At 72.5% G+C, this 2,072-nt stretch carries 1 protein-coding gene; it reads left to right on the top strand.

Annotation, left to right across the window (positions count from 1 at the left end; all coding sequences use genetic code 11):
• Positions 1 to 719: 719 nt before the first annotated feature.
• Positions 720 to 1,952: an NAD(P)/FAD-dependent oxidoreductase gene (locus tag RCG67_RS16760; RefSeq protein ID WP_368827918.1), complete on the top strand. Its 1,233-nt coding sequence runs from the start codon at positions 720 to 722 to the stop codon at positions 1,950 to 1,952.
• Positions 1,953 to 2,072 lie beyond the last annotated feature (120 nt).

The raw sequence follows: 2,072 nt of genomic DNA, 5'->3' as shown, positions 1-2,072 counted from the left end.
CATGAAGTCCCCGCACGTGCAGCTGCCCGACGACGTGGCGCGGGCGGATCTGGAGGCCTTCATCCGCGGGGGGCGCGAACGCTGAACCCGGCTGCCCGGCGCCGGCCCCCGCACTGTCCCCCGGTGCGGGGGCCGGCGCCGTCCGGGGGGCGCTCAGACGTAGTCCGCCAGGCCGGCGCGGTGGAGCACGAACGCGGTGACCGGCTCGTCGACGCGCGGCGGGTTCACGAACGCCCGGCACAGGCCCTTTTCGAGGCGTGAACGGCGCAGACCGCGCCCTCCGCGGACCTGCGGTGCTCCTCCGCCGCCTGTCCGTCGATCCCGGCGCAGCCCGGCCGGGGACCTCTTACCGGGACGGGCCTCCTGCGCGCCCGCGCAGAGCGAGACCCTGCCATCGGACCGCCCCCGCCGGCGACCGGGGGCGGACGGTGGCCGGGACCCTCGCCTCAAAGAGTGCAACGCAGTTCATAGTGCGCAACATTGGCGGAACCGTCGACGAGCGCTGCCGCGGATTACGGCCCCGCACGGGCCGTTCGCGGCGTCTGCCCTGGAGCCGCCCGAGCGGTGGCACGAAATGCTTGACAAGCCGAAGTGGCGCAGGTCACGCTGGTGGCACATTACGAACCAGGTTGCGCATTACGCTCCTGCAGGTCCACCAGCCGTTCTTCCCCCGCGTGGTCCTGGGTCATTTCTCCGCACTCCTCCGAAAGGGGTTTCCCATGGAGTCCCTCGTCATTGTCGGGGCGTCCCTGGCCGGTCTCTCGGCCGCCCGGGCCGCTCGCGCGCAAGGTTTTGCCGGTCGGCTGGTCATTGTCGGTGACGACCCGCAACGTCCGTACGACCGGCCGCCCCTGTCGAAGGAGTTCCTGGCCGGCACCTTCCAGCTCGAGGATCTGGCGCTGGAGACCGAGTCCGAGGACCTGGGCGCCGAATGGGTGCTGGGCGTGCGGGCGGTGTCCTTCGACGTGGGCACGCGTTCGGTGGTGCTGGAGGACGGGCGGACGCTGCACGCCGACGGCCTGGTGATCGCCACCGGCGCTTCGCCGCGGTCGCTGCCCCAGATCGCGGGTCTGGACAACGTGGTGACCCTGCGCACCCTGGAGGACGCGCGGAAGCTGCGCGACCTGATCGGGCGCGGGGGGCACCTGGTGGTCATCGGTGCCGGGTTCATCGGGGCGGAGGTCGCCTCCACGGCCCACAAGCTGGGCCTGGAGGTCAAGGTGCTGGAGAAGGCATCGACCCCGCTGTGCGGCCCGCTGGGCGCGCAACTGGGCGCGGTGGTGGCCGGGCTGCACGCCCAGGCCGGGGTGGAGCTGCTGTGCGGTGCCGGCGTCGAGGACTTCGACGTCTCGGACGGATCTGTCACCGCGGTGCGCCTGGCGGGTGGGCGGGTGCTGCCCACCGACGTGCTGCTCGTGGGGATCGGTGCGGTGCCCAACACGTCCTGGCTGGAGGGCTCGGGGATCGAGCTGGGCAACGGGGTGCTCTGCGACGAGGTCGGGCGCACGAACGTGCCCGGGGTCGTGGCGGTCGGTGACTGCGCGGCGTGGCTGGACCCGGTCTCGGGCCGGCACCACCGGGTGGAGCACTGGACCGGGGCGGCCGAGCGGCCCGCGGTGGCCGTGGGCGCCCTGCTGGGCACCGACCTGGCCGCGCTGCCGGCGGTGAAGCCGGCGTACTTCTGGTCGAACCAGTACGGCACCCGCCTGCAGTTCGTCGGGGACGCCGGGGCCGGGGACCGGGTGGTCTACGAGCAGGGCGGGCCGGACGAGGACTCCTTCCTGGCCGTCTACTACGCGGGTGAGGAGCCGGTGGCGGTGCTGGGCTGGAATCAGGCCAAGCAGTTCCTCCGCTGGCGCAAGACCCTCGAGAAGCACGCCGCCGCCCGGATCGCCGCCGCCGGCCTGGCAGCAGCCGCCGCCGGCCAGGTCGCGGCGCCGGCATCCTCCTGAGCCCTTCCCTGCATCCACCACTCATTCCGTCCATCGGATCGTTCCGCACACCCAAGGAGTAGAGAGTTGTCCACCAACGTTGTCTCGGAGTCCCTGATCTCCACCCTGCCCGGCTCCACC

It is taken from the genome of Kocuria cellulosilytica (genome assembly GCF_040981245.1).
Classification (GTDB): Bacteria; Actinomycetota; Actinomycetes; order Actinomycetales; family Micrococcaceae; genus Kocuria; species Kocuria cellulosilytica.
The sequence above is the reverse complement of the archived record's forward strand: the minus strand, read 5'-3'. Positions and strand labels throughout refer to the sequence as shown.

Bases quoted from the DNA above. Each gene is read 5' to 3' on its own strand.
- RCG67_RS16760 (WP_368827918.1), top strand. From the start codon at position 720: ATGGAGTCCCTCGTCATTGTCGGGGCGTCCCTGGCCGGTCTCTCGGCC.